The organism is Actinomadura sp. NEAU-AAG7, assembly GCF_018603865.1.
GTDB lineage: Bacteria > Actinomycetota > Actinomycetes > Streptosporangiales > Streptosporangiaceae > Spirillospora > Spirillospora litoris.
The window spans coordinates 266,428-285,699 of sequence record NZ_JAHFZY010000001.1 but is presented as its reverse complement, the minus strand read 5'-3'; the positions used below and the strand labels follow the sequence as shown (position 1 = coordinate 285,699).

The 19,272-nt window shown below is 73.5% G+C and carries 15 protein-coding genes; 11 read left to right on the top strand and 4 right to left on the bottom strand.

The window, feature by feature from the left end; all coding sequences use genetic code 11:
* Positions 1-48: 48 nt before the first annotated feature.
* From KLI87_RS01270 to KLI87_RS01250, 5 genes are all read left to right on the top strand, one after another.
* Complete coding sequence (locus tag KLI87_RS01270) at positions 49-3,417, top strand: S8 family serine peptidase (protein WP_214615503.1); 3,369 nt, start codon at positions 49-51, stop codon at positions 3,415-3,417.
* A gap of 84 nt (positions 3,418-3,501) precedes the next feature.
* Positions 3,502-4,110, top strand: coding sequence for an RNA polymerase sigma factor (locus tag KLI87_RS01265; protein WP_214615502.1), 609 nt, complete (start codon positions 3,502-3,504; stop codon positions 4,108-4,110).
* Positions 4,103-5,287 (top strand): CU044_5270 family protein, encoded by a 1,185-nt coding sequence (locus KLI87_RS01260; protein WP_214615501.1) that lies wholly within the window; start codon positions 4,103-4,105, stop codon positions 5,285-5,287. The genes KLI87_RS01265 and KLI87_RS01260 overlap by 8 nt, the downstream gene beginning before the upstream one ends.
* A 127-nt stretch (positions 5,288-5,414) precedes the next feature.
* A complete protein-coding gene (locus tag KLI87_RS01255) occupies positions 5,415-6,062 on the top strand; it encodes an RNA polymerase sigma factor (RefSeq protein ID WP_214615500.1) in 648 nt (215 codons plus the stop codon).
* Positions 6,059-7,264 carry a hypothetical protein gene (locus KLI87_RS01250; protein WP_214615499.1) on the top strand — a complete coding sequence of 402 codons (1,206 nt, stop codon included), beginning with the start codon at positions 6,059-6,061 and terminating at the stop codon, positions 7,262-7,264. The genes KLI87_RS01255 and KLI87_RS01250 overlap by 4 nt, the downstream gene beginning before the upstream one ends.
* 110 nt (positions 7,265-7,374) lie before the next feature.
* On the opposite strand, the gene KLI87_RS01245 is transcribed toward KLI87_RS01250, so the two are convergent.
* Positions 7,375-8,082, bottom strand: a complete 708-nt coding sequence (locus KLI87_RS01245; RefSeq protein ID WP_214615498.1) for a TetR/AcrR family transcriptional regulator C-terminal domain-containing protein — start codon at positions 8,080-8,082, stop codon at positions 7,375-7,377.
* A 114-nt stretch (positions 8,083-8,196) separates the two neighbouring features.
* On the opposite strand from KLI87_RS01245, the gene KLI87_RS01240 reads away from it, so the two are divergent.
* The 3 genes from KLI87_RS01240 to KLI87_RS01230 all read left to right on the top strand — a co-directional run bounded on the left by KLI87_RS01240 (position 8,197) and on the right by KLI87_RS01230 (position 11,456).
* Positions 8,197-9,693: an MFS transporter gene (locus KLI87_RS01240; RefSeq protein WP_214615497.1), complete on the top strand. Its 1,497-nt coding sequence runs from the start codon at positions 8,197-8,199 to the stop codon at positions 9,691-9,693.
* Positions 9,694-9,778: 85 nt separating this feature from the next.
* Positions 9,779-10,369: an RNA polymerase sigma factor gene (locus KLI87_RS01235; RefSeq protein ID WP_214615496.1), complete on the top strand. Its 591-nt coding sequence runs from the start codon at positions 9,779-9,781 to the stop codon at positions 10,367-10,369.
* Position 10,370: 1 nt separating this feature from the next.
* Positions 10,371-11,456, top strand: coding sequence for a CU044_5270 family protein (locus KLI87_RS01230; protein WP_214615495.1), 1,086 nt, complete (start codon positions 10,371-10,373; stop codon positions 11,454-11,456).
* 3 nt (positions 11,457-11,459) lie between these two features.
* Here the strand turns inward: KLI87_RS01230 and KLI87_RS01225 are convergent, their stop codons facing one another.
* Complete coding sequence (locus tag KLI87_RS01225) at positions 11,460-13,013, bottom strand: 3-hydroxyacyl-CoA dehydrogenase (RefSeq protein WP_214615494.1); 1,554 nt, start codon at positions 13,011-13,013, stop codon at positions 11,460-11,462.
* 126 nt (positions 13,014-13,139) lie between these two features.
* Between KLI87_RS01225 and KLI87_RS01220 the strand changes: the two genes are divergently transcribed.
* Complete coding sequence (locus KLI87_RS01220) at positions 13,140-14,348, top strand: acetyl-CoA C-acetyltransferase (protein WP_214615493.1); 1,209 nt, start codon at positions 13,140-13,142, stop codon at positions 14,346-14,348.
* A 7-nt stretch (positions 14,349-14,355) separates the two neighbouring features.
* On the opposite strand, the gene KLI87_RS01215 is transcribed toward KLI87_RS01220, so the two are convergent.
* Complete coding sequence (locus KLI87_RS01215) at positions 14,356-14,970, bottom strand: TIGR03086 family metal-binding protein (RefSeq protein WP_308165806.1); 615 nt, start codon at positions 14,968-14,970, stop codon at positions 14,356-14,358.
* A 250-nt stretch (positions 14,971-15,220) separates the two neighbouring features.
* On the opposite strand from KLI87_RS01215, the gene KLI87_RS01210 reads away from it, so the two are divergent.
* Both KLI87_RS01210 and KLI87_RS01205 read left to right on the top strand, forming a co-directional pair.
* On the top strand, positions 15,221-17,371 hold the full coding sequence (locus KLI87_RS01210) for a (Fe-S)-binding protein (RefSeq protein ID WP_308165805.1): 2,151 nt from the start codon (positions 15,221-15,223) through the stop codon (positions 17,369-17,371).
* Between the two features lie 123 nt (positions 17,372-17,494).
* Positions 17,495-18,250: a ZIP family metal transporter gene (locus KLI87_RS01205; RefSeq protein WP_156217320.1), complete on the top strand. Its 756-nt coding sequence runs from the start codon at positions 17,495-17,497 to the stop codon at positions 18,248-18,250.
* Positions 18,251-18,323: 73 nt separating this feature from the next.
* Here KLI87_RS01205 and KLI87_RS01200 read toward each other — a convergent pair whose 3' ends face one another.
* Positions 18,324-19,202, bottom strand: a complete 879-nt coding sequence (locus tag KLI87_RS01200; protein ID WP_214615491.1) for a glycine betaine ABC transporter substrate-binding protein — start codon at positions 19,200-19,202, stop codon at positions 18,324-18,326.
* Between the last annotated feature and the right edge of the window lie 70 nt (positions 19,203-19,272).

Below are 19,272 nucleotides of genomic sequence, written 5' to 3'. Positions count from 1 at the left end.
GATCAATAGCGACCGTCCAACCGGGGCGGTCGTGGCAGAGGAGACTCGATGACCCACAGACGCTGGAGCCGGGCGCTGCTCGGCATCTCGCTCACGGCCGGGGCGCTGGCGGTTCCGCCGGCGCCCTTCGCCCATGCCTCGCCGCCGCCCGGCGGCCTGGACCAGGGCGGATCCTGGAAGGTGACGCTGCTGACCGGGGACGTCGTCGACGTCCGGACGGTCAAGGGCAAGCCCCCGCTGGTGTCGGTGACCCCGGCGCCCGGCAGGGAGAAGCGCTCGTTCCGCAAGGAGATCCGGCCGGACGGGCACGTCGTCGTCACCCCGACCGACGTGTCCGGGCTGGTCGGCCGCGTCATCGACCCCAGGCTGTTCGACGTCACGACGCTGATCGCGCAGAGGTACGACGACGCGCGCAGCGAGGACGTGCGGCTGATCGTCCAGCGGGCGCCGGGGTCGGGCTCGCCGAAGTCGCTCGGTGGAACGTTCGAGACCACGCGCGAGCTGCCGAGCCTCGGCGCCGTCGCCGTCCGGCAGCCCAAGCGCGAGGCCCGCCGGCTGGGCGCCGCGCTGGCGGGGATGCCGTCGGCGAGGTCCACCGGCGACATCCGGCACATCTGGCTGGACGGGAGGGTCGAGGCGACCTTCAGCCGAACCCCGGCGACCCTCACCCGCACCCCGGCGGCGCCCTCCGGGCACCGGCTCGACCGGAACCTGGAGCAGGTCGGCGCGCCCGCCGCGTGGAAGGCCGGGTTCACCGGCAAGGGCGCGAAGGTCGCGGTGCTCGACAGCGGCGTGGACGCCGGGCATCCCGACCTCCAGGGGCGCATCGCCGAGTCGAAGAACTTCTCCGAGGCGGCCGACACCGTCGACCGGGTGGGGCACGGCACGCACGTCGCCTCGACGATCGCGGGCACCGGCGCCGCCTCGCACGGTGAGCGCCGGGGCGTCGCCCCGGACGCGAGCCTGCTGGTCGGCAAGGTCCTCGACGACGACGGCTTCGGCACCGACTCCGGCGTCATCGCCGGGATGGAGTGGGCCGCGCCGCGCGCGGGCGTCGTCAACATGAGCCTCGGCGGCGACGCGACCGACGGCACCGACCCGCTGTCCACGGCGCTGAACGGCCTCACCAAGAAGTACGGCACGCTGTTCGTGGTGTCGGCGGGCAACGAGGGGCTGGTCGGGAGCGTCGGCACGCCCGGCACCGCCGACACCGCGCTGACCGTCGGCGCGGTCGACGACCACGACGGGCTCGCCGAGTTCTCCAGCCGGGGGCCGCGCGGGCACGCCGCCAAGCCGGAGATCGTCGCGCCGGGCGTCGACACCATCGCGGCCCGCGCCGAGGGCACCTCGATGGGCACCCCGATCGGGGCCGAGTACACGAAGTCCTCCGGTACCTCGATGGCCGCGCCGCACGTGGCGGCCGCGGCCGCGCTGCTGGCCGCGAGGCATCCGGACTGGAAGGCGCCCCGGCTCAAGGCCGCCCTGGTCGGCACGGCCGCCCCGGCGACCGGCGGCGACGTCTACGAGCGCGGCGCCGGACGGCTCGACGCGGGCGCGGCCGTGCTCAGCCCGGTCCTGGCCGCGCAGAGCGTCGTCGACCTCGGCACCTCGCGGTATCCGGAGCACGGGGCGCTGTCGACCAAGCTCGCCTGGACCTCCACCGCGTCCAAGCCCGTCTCGCTGGGGCTGAGCGTCGAGGTCGTCGACCGGCACGGCCGGAAGACCGACGGCGTCGCGAGCCTCCAGCCGAGCGCGGAGGTTCCCGCCGGCGGGACCGGCTCGGCCTCGCTGGCCGTGGACGCGTCCAAGCTGGCTGCGCGCCCCGGCCTCTACACGGCCGTGGTGACCGCCAAGGGCGGCGGCGCCGCGCTCGGCACGCCCGTCACGTTCTACGTCGAGCCCCCGGCCCACACCCTCACGGTCAAGGCCACGCCCCTGCCCGGCACCGACCCCGCGAACTTCGGCGCCACCGCCACGGTGGTCAACATGAAAGACATGGCGGTGTTCTCCCAGTGGGTGGACGTCCCGGGCACGGCGGAGGTCCGCGTCCCCGACGGCGTCTACGCGGTCCTCGGCAACGTGGACGACTTCAGCGGCTGGCGGTCGGCCCTGGTCGGCGACCCCGAGGTCGTCGTCGAGGGCGACACGGCCGTCACGCTGGACGGCGCCGCCGCCGTCCCGATGAAGGCGAGCGTCGAGGGCGTCGAGGCCGAGCAGACGACGGCGACCATGGACCTGGTCCGCGACGCCGGGCAGGGGCTGTGGGCCTACAGCGTGTACTCGTCCGATCCCGGGGCCATGCCCGTGTACGCCCAGCCGATGGGCGGCGTCCGGACCGGGACGTTCCACGCCTACACCGGCAACCGGCTGACCGGGCCCGGCACCGTCTACGACGTCGTCCGCCCGCTGGGCGACGGGATCCCCGCCGACCTGACGCAGGTCGTCACCCCCGCCGATGTCCAGCGGATGGCCCGGGTGGAGCAGCGGTTCGCCGCGTTCGACGGCGACCCGTCCATCCCGATGAGCGAGAAGCGCTACGGCATCAGCCCCGAGGGCCTGCTGTCGTTCGAGGGGAGCGACTGGGTCAAGCCCGGGACGACCCGCACCGACTACGTCTCCACCGACGCCGGATGGCTGTGGGGCGACGAGGCGTTCGTCAAGTTCGGCGAGGACCTCTGGGTCGACCAGGGCGGCTTCACCGCGCTCAAGGCCGGCGAGCGGACCTCGAACCGCTGGGGCCGCCAGCCGCTGCGTCCGGGCCCGCTCTCCGGCACCGCCGTCACGCCCAGCGGCTGCAACCGCTACCCGACCACCCGCACCGGCCGGAACATCCGCGTCTCGCTCGTCGACCTCCAGACCCGGCCGGACGGCTTCGACTGCGACATCCACGAGGTGAGGGGAAGGCACCTGGAGCTGTTCGACGGGGACAGGAAGATCGGTGAGAAGGACGGCCCGTTCGGCGACTTCACCGTCCCGGCCGGTACCGGCGACTACCGGCTGACCTATGAGAACGACGCGTCGGCCCTCCTGCCGGTGTCGACCCACACGTTCACGTCGTGGCGGTTCCGGAGCCGCCAGCCGCGCGGCCACGGGAGCGCGGGCCTCCCGCTGCTGCTCGTCGACTACGACCTGAAGCTCGACCTGAACAACCAGCCCGCGGGCGAACCGGCCGAGTTCACGGTCGCGCGGATGGCGGGCTCGGGCACGGCGAAGGTCACCGGGCTGGAGTTCTGGACGTCCGTGGACGACGGCGGGACCTGGCAGGCCGCCCAGGTGAAGCCGCTCGGCGGCGGGCGCTTCAGCGCCCCGCTCCCGGCTCCCGCCAAGGGCCAGGCCGTGTCGCTGCGCGTCAGCGCGAAGGACGCGGGCGGCAGCGGCATCGAGCAGCGCGTCCTGCGCGCCTACCGGGTCCGGTAGGCCGGGGGCCGCGGGGCACGAAAGCGGCGGGGGCTTCCGGGTGATACGTCTGTGACCGCCATCCGTGCGACGGAAAGGCACCACATGACGGGGAAGCCCCTCACCGAGGCGCGGCCGGACCGGCCTGACACCGGTCCGGCCGCGCCGCGGTCGTCCCTGCACGACCCCCACCCGGTCGGCGACGTCTTCGACGCCCACTTCGCCGAGATCCACGGGTACGCCGCCAAGCGGCTGGGCCCGGACGCCGCGGGGGACATCGCGTCCCAGACGTTCCTGGAGGCGTTCCGCAACCGGGACCGCTACGACCCGGCGCGCGCGAACGTGCGGACGTGGCTGTACGGCATCGCGACCAACCTCATCGGCAAGCACCGGCGCGCGGAGGTGCGCGGCCTGCGGGCCCGCGAACGGCTCCCCGCCCCGGGCGCGGAGGGGCACGCCGACCGGGTGGACGCCCGGGTCAGCGCGCAGGGCCTGCGCGGACGGCTGGCCGGGGCGATCGCCGGGCTGCCGGACGGCGAACGGGACGTGCTGCTGCTCGTCGCGCTCGCCGACCTCAGCCACGAGGAGGTCGCGGCGGCGCTCGGCGTCCCCTACGGGACGGTCGGGTCGCGGCTGAGCCGGGCCAGGAAGAGGGTGCGCGAGGCACTCGGCGGGACGAATCCGATGCGTGAGGTGGAGGACGACCATGGATGAGCTGGAGACGATCCGCGAGGCGTACGGGGAGCCGGCACCGCCGACGCTCCGGGAGACGACCGAGGCGCGCGCCCGCGTGCTGGGGAAGCGGCCGCCCCGGCGCTCCGGCCTCGGCCGGCGGCTGAAGGCGGGGATCGGCGTCGCCGCCGCCGGCGCGGCCGTCGCCGTCGGGATCACCGTGACCGGCTCCGGCTCGCCCGCGCCGCCCTCGCGGACCTCGCCCGCCCCCTCGGTCGACCTGGGCAGGCAGGCCGTGCTGGCGGCGGCGGGCAGGGCCGCCGCCCAGCCGGGCGGCAGGTACTGGTACTCCGACAGCGTCGGCGGCCAGTCGTACCTGGTGCGGCCCAAGACGGGCGCCTACGCGATCGTCGGCGCGCACACGGAGTTCTACAGCTGGGCCGGGGCGAAGCCGGGCATGGGCGCGGGGAGCTACGGCCGCGACATCCCGTCCCGGCCGCTGACGAAGGAGGACGCGGAGCTCTGGAAGAAGGACGGGTCGCCGTCGAGGTTCCGGGTCTGGTCGAACGACCACTACGGCACCTACGGCCTGGGCACCTCGAAGTGGGAGATGGACCCGCCGTCCCCGGAGGGCGGCGGGAGGTGGCGCGGCATGACCGCCGAGCAGCTCCAGGACCTGCCGACCGACCCCGAGGGGCTGACCAGGGAGCTGTTCTCCGCGGAGGCCCGGTTGAAGCGCATGGATCCGCACCTCCCGGCCGCCGGCCGCCGGAACCTTGAGGAGGGGATCAAGGAGCGGCCGGTCGATCCCGCGTACACCTTCGTCGCGGCCGGCGAACTGCTGCGGGACGCGCCCATCCCGCCGGGCGTCCGGGCCGGTCTCATGCGGGTGCTCACCGCGCTGCCCGGGGTGACGGCGATCGGCACGGCGACCGACGCGCTGGGGCGGACCGGCCCCGCGCTGGCCAGGACCATGGAGACCACGACGGTCACGGCGGAGGACGGCGCGCCCGCCGCCGAGCGCGGTGACTACGACTCCCGCCAGGAGCTGGTCTTCGATCGGCGGACGGGTCGGCTGATCGCCTCGCAGAACGTGCTGACCAGGCCGGGCGGCCCGTACCGGGACCGCAGGCCGGGCTTCGTGATCAACTACGAGGCCGTCCGGGACGCGGGCTGGACGGACGCCAAGCCGGTGCCGCCCGCCCGGTTGCCCTTCTGAGCCGTTTCACCAGCGCCCCCGCCCGGCATTCCGGGCGGGGGCGCTCGCGCGTGAAGGCGGGACGGGGGATCGGTTGAGAGCGGGGTGACCGTGATCGTGCACTCCCCCGACAGCGAGGATCTACCCCATGGCCCTACACGACCCGCCGGATTCCGGTGGGGCCGACTTCGAGGCGGCGGCCGCGTCCGGCGCGTCCGCCGCCAACGCGTCCGACGCGGCGGCGATCACGCGTTCGCGGCGCGAGCCCGCCGCGTTCGCGGAGATCTTCCACCGGCACTTCACCGCGATCCACGGGTACGTGGCCCGGCGGCTCGGCGCGGACGCGGCCGACGACATCGCCGCCGAGACCTTCCTCACCGCGTTCCGCAAGCGCGACCGGTTCGACCCGGCGCGTGGAACGGTCCGGCCCTGGCTGTACGGCATCGCGACCCGGCTGATCGGGCTGCACCGGCGCTCGGAGGGCCGCCGCTACCGCGCCCTCGCGCGCACGCCCGCCCAGCCGTTCGAGGACGGCCACGAGGACGTCGTCACCGCGCGCGTCACCGCCGGCGGCGCGGGGGCGGAACTCGCGGACGCGCTGGCCCGGCTGCCGCGCGGGGACCGGGACGTCCTGCTGCTGGTCGCGCTGGCCGACCTGTCCTACGAGGAGGTCGGGCAGGCGCTCGGCATCAAGACGGGCACGGTCGCCTCCCGCCTGCACCGCGCCAGGCGCCGCCTCCGGGAGTCGCTCGGCGGCACCAACCCCACCTTGATCGTTGAGGAGACGCCCGCGTGAACAGGAACGAGATGGACCAGGTCAGGGGCCTGTTGGGTGATCCGCCCGCCCCCTCGGCGAGGACGACGAACAAGGCCCTGACGATGCTGGAGGACGAGATGGCGGGCAGGACGGCGGGCAGGGGCGCGCGGACGGGACGGCGCCGGATCGCCTGGCCGGTCGGGCTCGGCGCGGGGCTGGTCGCGGCGGGCGCGGCGGCGGCCGTGGCCATCGCCCTCACGGGCCAGGGCCCGGCGGGCCCGTCCGGCTCGCCGGAGGCGGCGGGGAACGTCGACCTGAACAAGCAGGCGGTGCTCGCGGCGGCCGCCAAGGTGGAGCGGACGCCGGTCGGCGAGTACTGGTACAGCGACAGGATCGACGGGCAGTCCTACGTCGTCCGGGCGAAGACCGGCTCGTACGCGATCGTCGGCGCGGCGAGCGAGTCCTTCCACTGGGCCGGCATGAAGAAGGGGGACGGCGAGGCGTACTACGGCCGCGACCTCCCGGCCCGGCCGCTGACGAAGCGGGACGGGGCGCTGTGGCGCAAGGCCGGGTCGCCGTCCAGCTTCCGGGTCTGGTCGAACGACCACTACGCCACCTACGCCGCCAAGGGCACGAACTGGACGTCGAGCGGCCCGGGGGTGGGCCTCGACCCGCGCGGCGGCGGCGAGTTCCTGGGCAAGCCGGTCGAGGAGTGGCGGAACCTGCCGACCGACCCGGCCAAGCTCGCCGAGCGGTTCCTCAGCGAGCAGGAGATGCGGCGGGCGGGGGGCCCGGCGGGGAAGGCGCTGAAGCTGCGGGACTCGGCGTCCGCCTCCGGCGGGATCTGGCGGACGGCGTCGATCCTCGGCGGCACCCCCGTCCCGCCGAAGGTGCGGGCGGGGCTGATGCGGGCGCTGGCCGGACATCGGGGCATCACCGCGATCGGCGAGGCGACCGACCCGCTGGGCCGACGGGGCGTCGCGCTGGCCTCCGCCGAGCGCACCGCGACGATCACCGGCGAGTGGGGCACGCCGAAGGACCACCAGGGGACCTACGCGTCGCGGACGGTGATCGTCTTCGACGAGAAGACCGGTGACGTGCTGTCCGTCCAGGACACGCTGACCAAGCCGGGCGGCCCGTACGCGGAGATGGGGCCGGGCTTCGTCATCAACTACGTGGCCATCCGCTCGACGGGCTGGAGCGACACCAAGCGGCAGCCCCCGGCGGAGCAGCCCTTCTGACCCTCCTGTGCACGGGGCCGGCGACCGCTGCCGTTATCCCCCGGTGAGTACCGCCGCCCCGCCGGTGCCCTCCGCCCCGACCAGGGGCGGAGGGCATCGCCGTCCCGGCCCTAGGGTCTGCGGGATTCGAGGCCGTCCAGCACGCAGCCGAGGCCGAAGGAGAAGCGCTCCTCCAGGACGGCGCGGGTCTCCTTCATCCAGATGTCGCGGATGTGGGCCGCGAGATCGGGGCGCTCCGCGTCCAGCCGGTCCAGGTACGGGCCGAGGTTCTCCACCCATTCGGCGGCGGACGTGCCGTGCTGCTCGCGCTGCCAGCTCGCCTCGCTGCCCGCCGCGCCGATGACGTAGTCCACCACCGCCGACCAGGCGTATTCGAGGTCGAAGCCGGTGAAGCCCGCCGACCCGAACGCGGTGAGCACCTCGTCCAGGACGCGGGTGGCGTTCGGGCCGATCATGGGGCGGCTGCCGAACAGCGTGACCGTCCACGCGTGCCGGTGGATCATCGTGCGGAGGCTGCGCGCGTAGCCGTCCGCCGCCGCGCGCCAGCCGTCCCCGGCGGGGACCTCCACCTCGGCCATGACCCGGTCGAGGGCGAGTTCGAGCAGCTCGTCCTTGTTCGCGACGTGCCAGTACACCGATGTGGCGCCGGAGTTCAGCCGGGTGCCGAGGCGGCGCATGCTGAGCCCGTCCAGGCCCTCGGCGTCGAGCAGGCCGAGCGCCGCGTCCACGATCTGGTCGCGGGTGAGCGTGGGCTGCTCGCGCCGCGTTCGCGGCGGGCGGGTCCAGACCGATGTCGGCCCCGCCGGTGCCTTGGCCATGGGCCTCCTCCTCGCGGCTCGTGTCGTCTCGTACAGGGTACCGGGACTTGAACACTGTGCGAGGTAGCTCGTACAGTGTGCCGGTCTACTCGAACACTGTACGAGGAGGGTGCCATGAGCCCGCATCCGAGGCGCTGGCGGATACTTGCCGTGCTCTGCCTGAGCCTGTTCGCGGTCGTGGTCGACAACACGATCCTGAACGTCGCGATCCCGTCGCTGCTGGACGATCTGGACGCCACCACGTCCGACGTCCAGTGGGTGATCGACGCCTACTCGCTGGTCTTCGCGGGCGCGCTGCTCACGGCGGGCAGCCTCGGCGACCGGTACGGCCGCCGCCGCGCGATGCTGATCGGCTTCGCGCTGTTCGGCGCCGGCTCGCTGCTGGCCGCGTTCGCCGCGAACCCCGCGCAACTCGTCGCCACGCGCGGGCTGATGGGCGTCGGCGGCGCGTTCCTCATGCCCGGGACGCTGTCGATCATGGCGCAGGTGTTCGGCGAGGACGAGCGGGCCAAGGCGTTCGCGATCTGGGGCGCGACGTCGATGGTCGGCATCGCGGCCGGGCCGACGCTCGGCGGGTTCCTGTTGGAGCACTTCTGGTGGGGGTCGGTGTTCCTGGTGAACGTGCCGGTCGCGCTCGTCGCCGTCGTGGGGCTGGTCGTCCTGGTCCCGGAGTCGCGGGGGCCGCGCCGCCGCCCGGACGTGCTCGGCGCCGCGCTGTCCACGCTCGGCATGTCGGCGCTGGTCTGGGCGATCATCTCCGGCCCCGAGCACGGCTGGACGGGCCCGCGCACGCTCGGCGGGCTCGCCGTCGCGGCCGCCGGGCTGGGCCTGTTCGTGCTCTGGCAGCACCGCGACCCCGAGCCGATGCTCGACCTGCGGCTGCTGGCGCACCGCCGGTTCTCCGGCGCCGCCGCCGTCATCGCGATGTTCGGGTTCGCGCTGGCCGGGACGATGTTCGCGCTCACCCAGATGTTCCAGCTCGTCCTCGGCTACGGGCCGCTCAGGGCGGGGCTCGCGATGCTGCCGGTGGCGGTCTCGGCCGGGGTCGGCAACGGCCTCGGCGCCGCGCTGGAGGCGCGGATCGGCGGGTCGAAGGCCATCGCCGCCGGATTCGCGATCGCCGCCGCGGGTTTCGTGGCGCTCGGCCTCGTCGGCCCCGGCGACGGCTTCGGCGTGATCGTCGTCGGGCTCGCCGTGTTCGGTCTCGGCGCCGGGCTCGGCACCCCGGCCGCCTACAACACGCTGATGGCCGCCGTCCCGCGCGAGGAGGCCGGGGTCGGCTCGGCCGTCAACGACGCCGGGCAGGAGCTCGGCAACGCGCTCGGCGTCGCCGTGATCGGCAGCATCATCTCCGCCGCGTACCGAGGCGGCCTCCCGGGCGGCGTGCCCGCCCCGGCGCGGCACTCGCTCGGCGAGGCGCTCGCGATCGGCGACCCCGGCCTCGCCGCCGCGGCGCGGGACGCCTTCGTCCACGCGCAGTCGGCGGGCTCCTTCACCGCCGCCGCGACGATGCTGGCCGCCGCGGTCTTCGCGCTGGTCGTGCTGCGCGGCGGCCGCGCGCCGGACCGTCCGGCGGAGGGGCGGACGCGGGCGGCCGTCCCGCACGCGTGAAAGCGATCCGGGGGCCGAGCGGAGTAGATGATGACACCAACTCCCGGAGGTAGCCCATGCCCGACCCCAGCCGAGGGGCCGACGGGTGACGGCCCCGCCCGAACTCGCCGAGCCGGAGGCCGCGCGCGACGACGCGGCGCTGCTCGCCGCCTCCCTCCAGGACGGCGAGGAGTTCACCGCCCTGTACGACCGGTACTTCCCAGCGGTGTACCGGTACGTCGCGGGACGTCTCGGACGTGAGGCGGCCGACGACGTCGTCGCCGAGACGTTCCTGGCCGCGTTCCGCCGCCGCGCCGCGTTCGACCCGGCGCGCGGCGCCGTCCGGCCGTGGCTGTACGGGATCGCGACGAACCTGATCGCGCAGCACCGGCGGACGGAGACCCGCCGCTACCAGGCGCTCGCCCGCATCGGCACCGAGCCCGACCAGACGGGCCACGAGGACCGCGTCGCGAGCTCGGTGACCGCCGAGCGCCTCCAGCCGCACCTGGCCCGCGCGCTCGCCGGGCTGTCGCGCAAGGACCGCGACGTCGTCCTGCTCAAGGCGCTCGGCCAGCTCGGCAACGAGGAGATCGCCGCCGTCCTCGGCGTCCCGTACGGGACGGTCGGCTCCCGCCTGAACCGCGCGCGCCGCAAGCTGCGCGCCGACCTGCCCTTCGACGGCACGGAAGGACCCTGACATGGACGGTGACATGGACGGTGACATGGACGGTCTGGACGAGTACCAGATGATCGCCACGATGCTGGACGAGCCGCCGGAGCCCGAGGCGGCCGCCGCCGGACGCCGCCGCCTCACCGAGGGGATCCGCGGGCCGCGCCGCCGTCCGCTCCGGTCGAGGTGGCCCGTCCTGGGCCTCGCCGGGGTCGCGGCGGCGGCCGTCGTGGGCGCGGTGCTGGTGTCGTCGGGCACGTCGCCGCGCGCGCCCGATCCCGTGGACGCCCGGCCGGTGTCGGCGCGGGAGGTGCTGCTGTCGGCCGCGGAGCGGGCGGAGTCCTCGCCCGACATCGGCCGCTACTGGCACCGCCGGACGCTCGCGACCACGTCGGTCGAGGTCGGCCCCGAGGGCGGACGGTACCAGGTGGAGCAGCGGCGGGTCAGCGAGACCTGGGCCCGCCCGGACGGCCAGGTCTGGATCGCCGACCGCGACGCGGGCGCGCGCCCCCGCACCGCCGCCGACCAGGCGGCCTGGGAGCGCGACGGCAGGCCGACCGGCTGGAAGGGCCGGTCGAGGCTCGGCGGCGGCCGCCTCACGCTCGCTCCCGGACCCGGCACGGTGATCAAGGCGCGCGGGCCGCGCTCGTTCACGGTCTGCGACAAGGAGATGTCGTTCACGCAGGTCCGGGCGCTGCCGACCGACCCCGCCGGGCTACGGGACGCCATCCGGAACGCGATGCTCCACAACGACGACGGCCCCGTGCCCGCCGACGCCCAGACCGGTTTCGTCAGGGAGTGCCTCACCGGGCTGCTCTCCGACGTGCCCGCCCCGCCGAAGGTGCGCGCCGCCGCCTACCGGGCCCTCGCCGGCATGCCCGGGGTGAAGGCCACCGGCGCGGCCGACGACGGCACCGGACGCGCGGGCGTCGGCATCCTCATCCAGGACCGCGGCGGCGCCGGGACCCGGCTGACGATCGACCCGAAGACCTCGTTCGTGCTGGCCGAGACGCGGGAACCCGGCGGCGCGCCGCTCCCGGTCAAGGGCCACACGCTGATCCACCTCCAGGTCGGCTGGACCGACGAGGGCCCGCGGATCCCCGCCCTTCCCTGAACGTCAGCCCACCAGGTCGAGCGGGCCGGTGCCGGTCTCCGCCAGCGGCAGGCCGAGCGCCGCCCGCTCGGCCAGCCATCCGCTCGGACGGTAGCGGGGGTCGCCGGTGGCCTCGTGCAGCCCGCGCAGGACGGCGAGCACCCGCGCGGCCCCCACGCCGTCGCCCCACTCCAGCGGGCCGCGCGGGTATCCGAGGCCGAGCCGGGCGCCGGTGTCGATGTCCGCCGGACGGGCGAGACGCTGCTCCGCGATGCCGCACCCGACGTTCACCACCGCCGCCATGAGCCGCTGGGCGACGCTCGCGGGCGCGTCCCGGACGACGCTCACCGCCCGCCCCGTCGCGATGAGGGCGGCCAGCGCCGCGCGCCCCGCGTCCCGGTCGACCCCCGGATGCACGGCCAGGGTGAGACGGGTGAAGAACCCGCCGAACGGGTCCACGCCGAGGGTCCGCTCCAGGGGGAGGCCGTCCGGGACGCTCCGCGCGACGTCCAGGACGCTGCGTCCGAACGGCGCCACCAGCACGATCGCCTCACCGGACGGCTCGTCCCCCGATTCCACCTGCACGCCGCCCTCGGACAGGAGCGCGCCCAGCCCCTCCCTTACGCCGGGCTCCGCGTCGTGGATCCAGACCGGGCGCGGCGCCACGTCCGGCGCGGAAACCTCGTCAGGCTCCTGCTTGGCGCCGTCCACGTACTTGTAGAAGCCCTCACCCGTCTTGCGCCCGAGGAGGCCCGCCTCCATGCGCGCCCGCGCGATCCGGGACGGACGCAAGCGCGGCTCGGTGTAGAAGCCCGTCCAGATGCCCTCCATCACCGGTTGCGACACGTCCAGGCCGGTGAGGTCGAGCAGCTCGCACGGGCCCATCCGCAGGCCGAGGACGTCCCGCGCGATCCGGTCGACGTCCACCGGCTCCGCCGCGCCGTCCGCCAGGATCTGGAGCGCCTCGGTCACCAGCCCGCGCCCGGCGTGGTTGACGAGGAACCCGGGCGCGTCCGGCGCGAGGACCGGCTCGTGCCCGAGGCGCCGGACGAGATCGGCCAGCGCGTCCGGCACCCATCCGGCCGTCCGCGCGCCGGGGACCACCTCGACCAGCCGCATCAGCGGAACCGGGTTGAAGAAGTGCAGCCCCGCCAGCCGGGACGGGTCCGCCAGCGCCGCGCCGATCGCCGTCACCGGCAGCGAGCTGGTGTTGGTCGCGAGCACCGTGTGCTCGGGGCACACCTTCTCCAGCGCCGCGAACAGCTCGCGCTTGGCCGCGAGGTCCTCCCGGATCGCCTCCACCACGAGGTCGCAGTCCTGGAGCGGCGTCAGCGGCTCCCCGACCGGGCGCAGCCGCGCCTTGGCCTCCGCCGCCTCGGCGGCCGTCGTCCGCCCCTTCGCGGCGAGCCGGTCGAACATCGCGCCGATGTGCTCCACCGCGTCCGCGACCGCCTCCAGGCGCTCGTCGGCCAGCTCCACCGTGAGCCCGCCCGCCGCCGCCCACTGCGCTATCCCGCGTCCCATCGCCCCGGTGCCGATCACCCGGACCGTCGTCGCCCGCCCTGCCCACTGCTGCATCCAGACCTCCTCGCTCGTCCGCACATTCAACAAGAGTCCGCTCGGCGGAAACCCGCCCGTGAGTCGCGATCGGACACGTCGTAGCCTGCCAAGTACCCGCCAAACCCGGAGAAAGAGGAGCACACCATGCGCGACGCGGTGATCTGCGAGCCGCTGCGTACCCCGATCGGCCGGTTCGGCGGGGTGTTCAAGACCGTCCAGCCGACCGAGCTCGCGGCCACCGTCATCAGGGCCCTGGTCGAGCGCACCGGGCTGCCCGGCGACGCGATCGACGAGGTCATCCTCGGCCACTGCTACCCGACCTCCGACGCGCCCGCCATCGGACGCGTCGCCGCGCTCGACGCCGGGCTCCCCGTCGAGGTCGGCGGGATCCAGATCGACCGGCGCTGCGGGTCCGGGCTCCAGGCCGTCGTCAACGCGGCGATGCAGATCCAGACCGGCGTCAGCGACGTGATCATCGCGGGCGGCGCCGAGAGCATGAGCAACGCGCCGTTCTACACGACCGAGGCGCGCTGGGGCATCCGGGGCACCGGCCTCAACCTGCACGACTCGCTCGCGCGGGGCCGCGTCACCGCGGGCGGCGCGAACCACCCCGTCCCGGGCGGGATGCTGGAGACCGCCGAGAACCTGCGCCGCGAGTACGGCATCGGACGCGAGGAGCAGGACGAGCTGGCGGTCCGCTCGCACCGGCGCGCGGTCGCCGCGCAGCACTCGGGCGTGTTCGCGGAGGAGATCGTCCCGGTGACCGTCCGGTCGCGCAAGGGCGACACGGTCGTGGACACCGACGAGCACCCGCGCCCCGACACCACGCTGGAGGGGCTGGCGCGGCTGCGTCCGGTCCTCGGCAAGAGCGACGACGCCGCCACGGTCACGGCGGGCAACTCCAGCGGCCAGAACGACGCCGCCGCCGCGTGCGTCGTCACGACCCCCGAGCGCGCCGCCGAGCTGGGCCTGCGCCCGCTCGTCCGGCTGGTCTCGTGGGCGCGCGCGGGCGTGCCGCCGCGCACGATGGGCATCGGGCCCGTCCCGGCCACGGCCAGGGCGCTGGAGGCGGCCGGGCTGGCCTTCGCCGACCTCGACCTGATCGAGCTGAACGAGGCGTTCGCCGCGCAGGTGCTCGCCGTCACCCGCGAGTGGGACCTCAAGGACGCCGACTGGGACCGCGTCAACGTCCACGGCTCCGGCATCTCGCTCGGCCACCCCGTCGGCGCGACCGGCGCCCGCATCCTCGCGACGCTCGCCCGCGAGATGCACCGCCGCGAGGCCCGCTACGGCCTGGAGACCATGTGCATCGGCGGCGGCCAGGGCCTCGCGGCGGTGTTCGAGCGGGTCTGAGCCGAGGTCAGGCGGGCGGCGTCCAGGACGGGTCGCGCCCGGTCATGGCGATCATCCGGTCGAGGGGCCCGGCGCCGTCAGGGGCGGTGTGGGCGGCGCCGAACAGCCCCTCGACGGGCGCGCCGCCGCTGTTTTCGACGGCCGCGCCGACGAAGTTGAGACACAGGTCGACCTCCGCCTCGTCGACCTCGTAGGGCCGGCCGAGCGCCCTGGCGACGTCCCAGCCGTGGACGACCAGCTCGTTCAACGCGACGCTGCCGGCGACCGAGGCGGGCAGGTCGACGCCGCCCGCGCGGGTCATGCCCTCCCACGCGGCCGGGTCGCCCCACGCGGCGGCGAGCGCGTCGAGCCGCTCGGGGATGCTCTCGCGCCAGCCGTCCGGCAGCCGGGACGCGTCGCCCGACGGCGGGGCGGACTTGTCCGCCGGCCACGCCTTCGCCGCCGTCCAGGCGAGGCCGACCGAGAACCCGTTCACGTGGTCGATCAGGTCGCCCAGCGTGTACTCCTCGCACGGCGTCGCCGCGCCGAGCGCCGAGTCGGGGACGCCGGCGATCAGGCGGCCGAGCCGCCGCGCCGCCGGGGCCAGGTCCGGGGAAGAGGTCGTGCCGGTATCGGTGCTCACAGGGCGCTCCTTGATTGGTCCTCGTAGATATTGACTCCTGGACGGGACGATTCTCATCGCCTCTCCGGATCTCTATGGTGTGGGGATGACGCGAGCATCGGCAGCGGATCACGGTGGCCGGGAGCGGCCGAGCGCTGACCTGCGGAGCGGCGCATAAGCTACTACCGAGTAGTATTCGGCCCCCGGATGATGCGCGGTATGCGGCGAGTCCTACGCTGACTGCCATCGCCCGTAGCAGGAGGACGGAACCGTGTTCTGGACCACTTTGATCATTGGGCTCGCAGGGACGGCGGTCGCGCTGGCGCTGGCCGGACGGCGCGTGCTGTTCCTCTACGCGATCGCGCGCGGCGGCCAGCCCGACCCCGAGCGGGTGCTCCAGGTCAGGCGCGACCCCAAGAGCGACGTCGAGGACCAGGTCACCGAGGTCTTCGGCCAGCGCAAGCTACTCAAATGGACCGTCGCCGGCCTCGCGCACGCCGCGGTCATGTGGGCGTTCATCCTGCTGATCACGGTCTACCTGGAGGCGGCGGTCGCGCTGCTGTTCGGGTTGGACGAGCACATCCCCGGGCTCCAGACCTGGGGCCCGATCGGCTTCGTCCAGGACACCATCGCGCTCGCCTGCGCCGCCGGACTGCTCACCTTCACCGCGATCCGGATCAAGAACTCCCCGCGGCGCATCGGGCGCGACTCCCGCTTCAAGGGCTCGCACCTCAGCGGCGCCTGGATCACGCTGTTCATGATCTTCAACGTGATCTGGACGATGTTCTTCTTCCGCGGCGTCGAGTGGGCGAGCGGCAACCTCGACTACGGCAAGGGCGCCTACTTCTCCTACGCCGTCGGGCACCTGTTCGACGGGATGAGCCACGACACCCTCGAAGTGCTGGAGTCCGTCGGGCTGCTGCTGCACATCGCGGTCGCGCTGGTCTTCCTGGTGTTCGTCGTCCACTCCAAGCACCTGCACATCTTCCTGGCGCCGCTGAACGTCATGTTCAAGCGCCGCCCCGACGGCCTCGGCGCCGCCCAGCCGATGATGTCGGGCGGCAAGCCGCTCGACTTCGAGGAGGCCGACCCCGACGAGGACGTCTTCGGCCGGGGCAAGATCGAGGACTTCACCTGGAAGGGCTTCCTCGACATGGCGACCTGCACCGAGTGCGGGCGCTGCCAGTCCCAGTGCCCGGCCTGGAACACCGGCAAGCCGCTGTCGCCGAAGATGGTCATCCTCGAACTGCGCGACCACGCCCTCGCCAAGGCGCCCTACTTCACCGCCTCCGAGGAGGCCCGGGAGAGGTTCACCGACGAGCAGAAGCTCGACATGCAGGTCGACAAGGAGCTCGTCGGCGAGAACGGCGTCATCCACCCCGACGTCCTGTGGTCGTGCACCAACTGCGGCGCCTGCGTCGAGCAGTGCCCGGTGGACATCGAGCACATCGACCACATCCTCGACATGCGCCGCTTCCAGGTCATGATCGAGTCCTCGTTCCCGTCCGAGGCGGGGGTGATGCTGAAGAACCTGGAGAACAAGGGCAACCCGTGGGGCATGTCCGAGACGAAGCGCCTCGACTGGGTCGGGGAACTCGACTTCGAGGTCGAGGTCGTCGAGGAGAAGCTGCCCGAGGACACCGAGTACCTGTTCTGGGTCGGCTGCGCGGGCGCCCTTGAGGACCGCGCCAAGAAGACGACCAAGGCCGTCGCCGAACTGCTGCACATCGCGGGCGTGAGGTTCGCCGTCCTCGGCCCGATGGAGGCGTGCACCGGCGATCCCGCGCGCCGGCTCGGCATGGAGTTCGTCTTCCAGATGCTCGGCCAGCAGAACGTCGAGACGCTGAACGAGGCGGGCGCCAAGAAGATCGTCGCGACCTGCCCGCACTGCTTCAACACCCTCGCCAACGAGTACCCGCAGATCGGCGGGAACTACGAGGTCGTCCACCACACGCAACTGCTCGCGCACCTCGTCGAGGAGGGCAGGCTCACCCCGGTCACCCCGATCGAGGAGAACATCACCTACCACGACCCCTGCTTCCTCGGCCGCCACAACAAGGTCTACAAGCAGCCGCGCGACATCATGGCCACCGTGCCCGGTGTCAGGACGCAGGAGATGCACCGCCACAAGGACCGCGGGTTCTGCTGCGGCGCCGGAGGCGCGCGCATGTGGATGGAGGAGCGGATCGGCAAGCGCATCAACACCGAGCGCGTGGACGAGGCGCTGGAGACCGATCCCGACACCGTTTCCACGGCCTGCCCGTTCTGCCTCGTCATGCTGGGCGACGCCATCAACGAGAAGAAGAACTCCGGCGAGGCCAAGGAGTCGCTGGAGGTCGTGGACGTCTCGCAGCTCCTGATCCGCTCCATCAAGGGCGAGGGCGGCTCGGCCCCCGCGAAGGAGGCCGTCGCGGCGGAGTGACGCCCGGGGCGGGCGGTGCAGGAGTGACGCCCGGGGCCGCCTGGCCTCGAATTCATGTCGCGGTCAAGCGACCCATAGCGGTCCATGATGCTCGGAAGGCCGCCGAACTGGTATGACCAGGGGATGGCCGTGCTCGTGTCCCTCCTGGCGTTCCTGATGACGCTCGCCGGCGGTCTCGCCGCGATGCGCGTCCGGGACCACCGGCACCTCGTCCTCGGGCTCGCGGGCGGGCTGATGCTGGGCGTCGTGGCGTTCGACCTCATCCCCGAGTCGCTGGAGATGACCCACGACCGGCCGCTCGGGGTCCCCGCCCCGATGATCGGCTTCGCGTGCGGGTTCCTGCTGCTGCACGTGGTGGAGCAGGCCGTCGCGATCCACCGGGGGCACGAGGGCGAGTACGCGCCGCACGACCATCCCGGCGGCCACGCGCACGGCCCGGCCGAGGGGCGGGCCGGGCTGCTCGCCGCGGCCGCGCTCGTCGGGCACAGCCTGGTGGACGGCCTCAGCATCGGCCTCGGCTTCCAGTCCGGGATGGAGACCGGCGTGTTCGTCGCCCTCGCCGTGATCACGCACGACTTCGCGGACGGCTTCAACACCTTCACCGCCGCGTCCCTGAACCGCGAGAACAACCGTCCCGCCCTGCTGATGCTGCTCGCCGACGCCGCCGCGCCGATCGTCGGGGCCGCGCTCACGCTGCTGGTCTCGGTCCCGGACGCGGTCCTCGGCCCCTATCTCGGGGTGTTCGCGGGGGTCCTGCTCTACCTCGCCGCCTCCGAGATCCTCCCCGAGGCGCACAGCGGGCACCCGCGCGTGATGACGCTGTGCGCCACCGGAATCGGCCTGCTCGCCGTCGTCTTCAGCGTGGGAGTGGCGGGCTGAGAAGGGCGGAGGGCCGTCCGGAGACCCGGACGGCCCTTCTGCCACTTCCTGTTTGGAACGTTCCGAACGGGGGTCAGCCCGTCATGGACCGGGCGAAACCGGGGTTCGCCTTCAGCCATTCCGTGACGGCCTGGTCCGGCTGCCCCTTGTACTTGTTCTCGATGAGATCCTCAAGCGAGCCGAGCTGCTTGTCGTCCATCCGGAACTTCTTCAGCCAGCCCGCGACCTCGGGCTTGTCGTCGCCGAAGTCCTTGCGGGCAACGGTGTTGATCCCGTCCGGCCGGCCCATCGCGCCCTTCGGGTCCGCGAGGTCGCGGACGGGGAACTTCGAGTACGCCCAGTGCGGCCGCCACAGCGTGACGACGATGTCCTTCTTGGCGTCGGTGGCCTTCTTCAGCTCGGTGAGCATCGCCGCCGTCGAGGACGTCGTGACCTCGTACTCGTCCTTCAGCCCGTAGGCGGGCAGCATCTTCTCCTGCGACACCCGGTAGAGCCCGGAGCTCTTCTCGATGCCGACGATCTTGCCTCCGTACCGGCCGCCCTTCCCCTTCAGGTCGTCGAGCGACCTCAGCGGCGAGTAGTCCGGCACCGCGATCGTCAGCGGCGCCTTGTCGTACCAGACGCCGATCTTCTCCAGCTTCTTCCCGTACTGCTTCCAGTAGTCCTCGTGGGTGCCGGGGAGCCAGGAGTCGATGAACAGGTCCACGTCCCCCTTCGCCATTCCCGTGTAGAGCGGCCCGGTGTCGAGGGTCTTGACGTCGACCTTGTAGCCCTTGTCGCTCAGCAGGCGCTTCCACAGCGCCGTGGCGGCCTCACCCTCGGCCCAGCCGGAGACCACGCCGATGGTGACCTCCTTGTCGTCCTTCTTGTCACCGGAGTCGCACGCCGCGGCCCCGATTCCCATGGCCAGTGCGACCGCCGCGATCGCCGATCCCTTGAACGTGAAGCGCATGCCCTTCCCTTCTTCGTCCTGCGTGAAAGCCGACCAGGGTCAAGCCGGCCGCGAGCGGCGGCCGGGAAGA